The organism is Sulfitobacter sp. 15WGC, assembly GCF_005068605.1.
Taxonomy (GTDB): Bacteria; Pseudomonadota; Alphaproteobacteria; order Rhodobacterales; family Rhodobacteraceae; genus Sulfitobacter; species Sulfitobacter faviae.
The window spans coordinates 73,137-79,836 of sequence record NZ_SZNL01000008.1 but is presented as its reverse complement, the minus strand read 5'-3'; the positions used below and the strand labels follow the sequence as shown (position 1 = coordinate 79,836).

Genomic DNA, 6,700 nt, shown 5'->3' with positions numbered 1-6,700 from the left:
CAAAAAGACCCCGCGCGTGCAGACCGGGGATGACAGCGCCGCCGAGGGCGAGAATGTGATCGACCTTATGGGCGCGCTGAAAGAGAGCCTGAAAGAAGCGGGCGGCGGAAAATCCAGCGCCAAGAAAAAGGCGCCGCGTAAGAAAGCCTCGTGATGGCCAAATCCCCCGACAGGCTGGCCAGCTACAACGCCAAACGCGATTTCGAGGCGACAGCCGAGCCGCGCGGCCAGATCGGCAGCGGCGCGGGGCAAAGCTTTGTCGTTCAGAAACACGATGCCACCCGCCTGCACTATGATTTTCGCCTTGAATGGGAGGGGGTGCTGCTGAGTTGGGCCGTCACCAAAGGCCCCTCCCCCGACCCGTCGGAAAAACGCCTTGCCGTGCGGACCGAGGACCATCCGCTTGACTATGGCGGCTTTGAGGGGACGATCCCCAAGGGGCAATATGGCGGCGGTACGGTCATGCTTTGGGACCGGGGCACATGGATGCCGCAGGGCGATGTGCCAAAGGGGCTGAAAGACGGCAAGCTCAAATTCACGCTGCAAGGCCAGCAGATGCAGGGCGGTTGGACGCTGGTGCGGATGCGGGGCCGGGAAAAGCGCGAGAACTGGCTGCTGATCAAAGAGCGTGACGACTATGCCCGCGATCTGCCCGATGGGCTGACCAAGGGCACCGCCCGGTCGATCACCACGGGCCGCACCATGGCCGAGATCGCCAAAGACGCCCCCGCCAAAGAGGTCGCCGACCCACGCCCCAAACGCAAAGGCAAGAACCCCGCTTTCGTCAAACCCCAGCTTGCCACCCTCGTCGCCGACGCGCCCGAGGGGGACGGTTGGATGCATGAGACCAAGTTCGACGGCTACCGCTGTCTGGTGTCCCTCGGAAAGAACGGCACGCGGCTTTTCACCCGCTCCGGCAAGGATTGGACCGATAAGTTTGGCGCGCTTGGGGCCGCCTTCGATCCGCTGCCCTGCGACCGGGCGCTGTTGGACGGAGAGGTCATGGCGGCCAAGATCAACGGCTCGGCCTTCTCTTCGCTGCAAAAGGCGCTGAAAGAGGGGCATCCGCTGGTCTTTTACGCCTTCGATCTGCTGTCGCTCGACGGGGAGGATTTTCGCGACGCGCCGCAGATGGACCGCCGCGCGCGTCTGGCGCAATTGCTATCCGGCGTGCCCGCAGGCGGGCCGCTGCGGCTGAGCGAGCATGTCATCGGTCATGGTCCCGAAGTCTTCGACCGCGCCTGCAAAGCCGGGGCTGAGGGGATCATCTCCAAACGCGTTGACGCGCCCTATTCCAGCAGGCGCAGCAAAAGCTGGCTCAAGGTCAAATGCACCCGGCGGCAGGAATTCGTCATCATCGGCTATTCCCCCTCCGACAAAAAGGGCCGCGCCTTTGCCTCGCTCCTGCTGGGCAGCCATGAGGGCGGCGAATTGCGCTACAAGGGCCGCGTCGGCACGGGGTTCTCTGAGGAGGTGATGTCCGACCTCGCCCGCGCCATGACCGCCCGCAAGACCCCGCCCGCAGCCGATGTGCCCGCGGAGGTGGCGCGAGATGCCAAATGGGTCCGCGCTGATCTGGTGGCCGAGGTCGACTTTGCCGAGTTTACCGCCGATGGCGTGATCCGGCACGGCAGTTTTCTGGGCCTGCGCGAGGATAAGGCCGCGGGCAGCGTGACCTTGGAGGAACCGCAAGAGGAGCCTAAGATGGACAGCGACAGCAAGATCGGCGGCGTGCAGATCAGCAATGCCGACCGCAGGGTTTTTCCCGATGCGGGCTGCACCAAAGGCGATGTGGCACGGCATTACGAACGTGTCGGGGAGCGGATGATCGACCTCATGGGCCACCGTCCGCTGTCGCTCTTCCGCTGCCCTTCGGGGATCGACGGGCAATGTTTCTTTCAAAAACACGACAGCGGCGGGATGCCCGACGCGCTGTCACGCGTCTCGATCGAGGAAAGCGATGGCGACGCGGCGGATTACCTCTATGCCACGCGCCCCGAAAGCCTGATCGCGGCGGCGCAGATGGGCAGTTTGGAGTATCACATCTGGGGCGCGCGGGTGGATCGGTTGGACCGCCCCGATCGGCTGGTCTTTGACCTCGACCCCGATGAAGGGTTGGACTGGGCCGATGTCCGCGCAGCAGCGTTTGAGCTGCGCGATGCGCTGGCGGCCCTCGGCCTGCAATCGGGGGCCATCGTCACCGGCGGCAAGGGCGTGCACGTCTGGCTGGCCCTGCGCCGCACGCGCGGTTGGGAGACGGTCAAACTTTTCGCCAAGACCTTTGCCCATGTCATGGCCGCGCAAGACCCCGACCGCTATGTCGCGACCATGTCCAAGGCCAAGCGCAAGGGCCGGATTTTCATCGACTGGCTGCGCAATGAACGCGGTGCTACGGCCATCGCGCCCTACTCCCTTCGCGCGCGCCCCGGTGCGCCGGTTGCCGCGCCGGTGACTTGGGAGGAATTAGAGACGCTCGACAGCGCCAATGGCTTCCACATGGGCGATATGGCCGCGCGGCTGGACCAGCCCTGCCCGGCACTGGCGGTGCAGGAGGATCTGCAATCGCTGACCGATGGGGTGATCGACAAGTTGCAGGAATGGTCTGAAAGGTGAGGCAAGATTGGCCGCGAGGGTGCGCGGCCAATTTCGTTTCACTGCCCGAGCGCTTGGCCCAGATCAGCGCCAAGGTCTTCGACATCCTCGATCCCGACCGACAGACGCAACAGCCCCTCGGGGATCCCGGTATGCGGCTCGATCGTGTGCCGATGCTCGACAAGGCTTTCCACCCCGCCGAGCGAGGTCGCGCGGTGGAACAGTTGCAACCGCCCCGCCGCTTTCAACGCCGCCTCGGCCCCACCTTTGACGACAAAGGACAAGAGCCCGCCATAGCCCCCGCGCATCTGCTGCGCGGCCAGCGCATGGCCGGGGTGGTCCGGCAGGCCGGGGTACATCACTTTTTCCACCTGCGGATGATCCGACAGAAATTCAGCCAAGGCCATGGCATTGCGAGACATTTCGCGCATCCTGAGCGGCAGGGTCCGCATCCCACGCGCCAATAGCCACGCCTCCATCGGGCCAATCACCGCGCCCGCCTCATTGCGGTCATCGCGGATCATCTGCCAACGCGGCGTCTCGGCGTCATTGGTGGCGAGCGACCCGGCCAGAACATCGGAATGGCCGTTGATCCCCTTCGTCGCCGAATGCATCACGATATCCGCGCCATGCTTCAACGGGTGGCTCAGCACCGGCGAGGCTGCGGTGCTGTCGACCACCAGCGTCGCGCCGACCTTATGCGCGGCGGCAGCGGCCCCGGCGATATCGGTGATCCGCAGCCACGGGTTCGACGGCGTCTCGATCAGGCAGAGGTCAGGCTTTTCAGCGCGGCACAGGGCGGCAAAGGCGTCAAGATCGCTTGCCTCCACCTCATGCAGCGCGATCTGCCGCCGGGCGCAGAAATCGCGGATCCATTTCGTCGTGCCCCAGTAAATCTGGCTTTGCACCACCACGCTCGCCCCATTGGGCACCGTGCGAAAGACCGCCGCGATGGCCGCCATGCCCGAGGGGAAGATCAGCGTCTCGTCGGCCCCTTCGAGCGCGTTCAGCAGACGCTCCGCCACGCGGGTATTTTCGTTATGCGAGCGCAGATAGACGTTGTTGGGATTGACCAGATCGTAATTCTCGTCCCGCAGATAGGTGGTGGCGAATTGCACCGGCGGCACCACCCCGCCTGACGCGGGATCGACGGCGCCCGCGGCTTGGGCCGCGATGGTGGCAGGGTGCAGGTTCGGTTTGGGGGGCTGGGCCAAGATATGTCTCCGACAGGGGTTTTGCACAAGTCGTATACAAAGCAACAACCGGGGGCAAATGCGATCACGCGCAGTGCTTTCGCGTCACGCTTGGGTGAGCGCGCGGCCCCGGCCCTTGATCCGCCCGCTAGAGATGTCACCTTTAGCCCAAGCAAATTGGAGAGCCTCATGGCCATCGAACGCATCACCTTTCCCGGCCTGGGCGGCACGGAACTCTCCGCACGGCTGGACATGCCGGAGGGGCCGCATCTGGCGACCGCGCTTTTCGCGCATTGTTTCACCTGCGGCAAAGACAGCCCCGCCGCGCGGCGCATCGCGGGCCGTTTGGCGGCGATGGGGATTGCGGTACTGCGCTTTGACTTCACCGGGCTGGGGCATTCCGAGGGCGATTTCGAAAAGACGTCGTTCTCGTCCAACGTCAATGATCTGCTCGCCGCTTGCCGCTATCTGTCGGGCCGTGACATGGCCCCCGCGCTTTTGATCGGCCATTCACTGGGCGGCGCGGCAGTGCTTAAAGCCGCCGCACAACTGCCCCATGTGAGCGCTGTCGCCACGCTCGGCGCGCCTTTCGATCCGGCCCATGTGACCCATAACTTTGCCGAGAGCCTGCCCGAGATTTCGGAAAATGGCAGTGCCGAGGTCAATCTCGGTGGGCGGCCCTTTACCATCAGTCAGGGGTTCATCGACGATCTGCAGGGGGCCACGCTCGCCCCCGATATCGCGGGGCTGAAAGCCGCGCTGCTTGTGATGCATGCGCCGCGCGATGAGATCGTCAGCATCGACAATGCCGGACAGATTTTCATGACCGCGAAACACCCCAAAAGCTTCGTGACCCTCGACGATGCCGACCACCTGATCACCCGCCCACGCGACGCCGAATATGCGGCAGAGATCATCGCCACATGGGCGGATCGCTACATGGAGCTGAAATCCCCCGCCCCGCCCCCCGGCGCGCCGGAAGGGATCGTGCGCGTGACCGAAGCGGATGCCGACGGGTTCTTGCAAGACGTGAACGCAGGCCCGCATCACCACGCACTGGCGGATGAGCCGCAGGCCTATGGCGGCACCAACCGCGGCATGTCGCCCTATGGGTTTCTGTCTGCCGGATTGGGGGCTTGCACCTCGATGACCATCCGCATGTATGCCCGGCGCAAGGGCTGGCCACTCGACGGCGTGAGCGTGGATGTCTGCCACGACAAGGTGCATGCGCAGGACGCATGCACCGGCGCGGCAGAGAAGATCGACACTTGGCGGCGGCGTATCCGGCTGGAGGGGGATTTGACCGAAGAGCAGCGTCAACGGCTCTTGGAGATTGCGGATAAATGCCCCGTGCATCGGACGTTGGAGCGGAGTTCGACGGTGGTGACAGAGCTTCTGTGACGACGGTGACTTTACCACCCCGGCCCGGAATCACGCCGCAGACGCCGGGCCATCGCCTGACCGCCCGCCATACTAAAGGCGTGCCGGTATATCTGGCGCACCTTTGATGCGACCGGGCAGGTGCTGGCCCTCCCCCCTCAGACTTGTCCTTAACCCCAAGTCAGTCTATGCCGCCCTTGACCCATCCCCTGTCCTAAAAAGGTGCGCGCATGATCCCCCGCTACTCCCGTCCCGATATGGTTGCCGTCTGGTCGCCGGAAACGAAATTCCGCATCTGGTTCGAGATCGAGGCCCATGCCTGCGACGCCATGGCCGATCTGGGCACGATCCCGCGCGAAAACGCCGACGCCGTGTGGAAAGCCAAGGATGTCGAGTTCGACGTGGCCCGCATCGACGAGATCGAAGCCGTGACCAAACATGACGTCATCGCCTTCCTCACGCATCTGGCCGAACATGTCGGCAGCGACGAGGCGCGTTTCGTGCATCAGGGGATGACCTCCTCCGACGTGCTCGACACTTGTTTCAACGTGCAACTGACGCGTGCCGCCGACCTGCTGCTCGACGGTATGGACAAGCTGCTCGCCGCGCTGAAGAAACGCGCGCTTGAGCATAAAGACACCGTGCGCGTGGGCCGCAGCCACGGCATCCACGCAGAACCCACCACCATGGGCCTCACCTTTGCCCGTTTCTATGCCGAGATGGACCGCAACCGCGCCCGCCTCGTCGCCGCGCGTGAGGAGATTGCCACCGGTGCGATCTCGGGCGCTGTCGGCACTTTCGCCAATATCGACCCGCGCGTCGAAGAGCATGTCTGTGAGAAACTGGGCCTCAACCCCGAGCCGATTTCGACCCAAGTCATCCCGCGCGACCGTCATGCGATGTTCTTTGCCACGCTCGGCGTCATCGCCAGCAGCATCGAAAACGTCGCGATCGAGATTCGCCATATGCAGCGCACCGAGGTGCTGGAAGGGGCGGAATTCTTCTCCATGGGGCAAAAAGGCTCCTCGGCCATGCCGCATAAGAAGAACCCGGTTCTGACCGAGAACCTGACCGGTCTGGCCCGCCTCGTGCGCATGTCGGTGATCCCGGCGATGGAGAACGTGGCGCTTTGGCACGAGCGCGACATCTCGCATTCCTCTGTCGAGCGCGGCATTGGCCCCGATGCCACCGTGACGCTGGACTTCGCCCTGCACCGTCTGGCGGGCGTCGTCGACAAAATGCTGATCTTCCCCGATAACATGCTGGAGAACATGAACAAATTCCCCGGCCTTGTGATGAGCCAGCGGGTGCTTCTGGCCCTGACCCAAGCGGGTGTGAGCCGCGAAGATGCCTATTCCATGGTGCAGCGCAACGCGCTGAAGGTCTGGGAAGAACGGCTCGATTTCCGCGAATTGCTGCTGGCCGATGAAGAGGTCGTCGCGGCCTTGGGCGAAGACGGCATCAATGAGAAATTCGACATGGGCTACCACACCAAACATGTCGACACGATCTTCAAGCGCGTCTTCGGCGCGTAA

Annotated in this window: 4 protein-coding genes; 3 read left to right on the top strand and 1 reads right to left on the bottom strand. The window is 63.9% G+C overall.

Features of this window, described 5'->3' with window-relative positions; translation table 11 throughout:
* The first annotated feature begins 153 nt into the window (after positions 1–153).
* Positions 154–2,613 (top strand): DNA ligase D, encoded by a 2,460-nt coding sequence (gene ligD / locus FCK22_RS08660; protein ID WP_067266363.1) that lies wholly within the window; start codon positions 154–156, stop codon positions 2,611–2,613.
* A 38-nt stretch (positions 2,614–2,651) separates the two neighbouring features.
* Here ligD and FCK22_RS08655 read toward each other — a convergent pair whose 3' ends face one another.
* Complete coding sequence (locus FCK22_RS08655) at positions 2,652–3,806, bottom strand: aminotransferase class I/II-fold pyridoxal phosphate-dependent enzyme (RefSeq protein ID WP_082852104.1); 1,155 nt, start codon at positions 3,804–3,806, stop codon at positions 2,652–2,654.
* 168 nt (positions 3,807–3,974) lie between these two features.
* Here FCK22_RS08655 and FCK22_RS08650 point away from each other — a divergent pair, with 168 nt between their 5' ends.
* Positions 3,975–5,186 (top strand): bifunctional alpha/beta hydrolase/OsmC family protein, encoded by a 1,212-nt coding sequence (locus tag FCK22_RS08650; RefSeq protein ID WP_067266364.1) that lies wholly within the window; start codon positions 3,975–3,977, stop codon positions 5,184–5,186.
* A 209-nt stretch (positions 5,187–5,395) separates the two neighbouring features.
* Entirely contained in the window at positions 5,396–6,700 is a 1,305-nt protein-coding gene (purB, locus tag FCK22_RS08645) for an adenylosuccinate lyase (RefSeq protein WP_067266366.1), read from the top strand.

What these genes read in the sequence shown, in the direction of transcription:
- FCK22_RS08650 (WP_067266364.1), top strand. Translation starts at nt 3,975, where the DNA reads ATGGCCATCGAACGCATCACCTTTCCCGGCCTGGGCGGCACGGAACTC.
- purB (WP_067266366.1), top strand. Translation starts at nt 5,396, where the DNA reads ATGATCCCCCGCTACTCCCGTCCCGATATGGTTGCCGTCTGGTCGCCG.
- ligD (WP_067266363.1), top strand. Translation starts at nt 154, where the DNA reads ATGGCCAAATCCCCCGACAGGCTGGCCAGCTACAACGCCAAACGCGAT.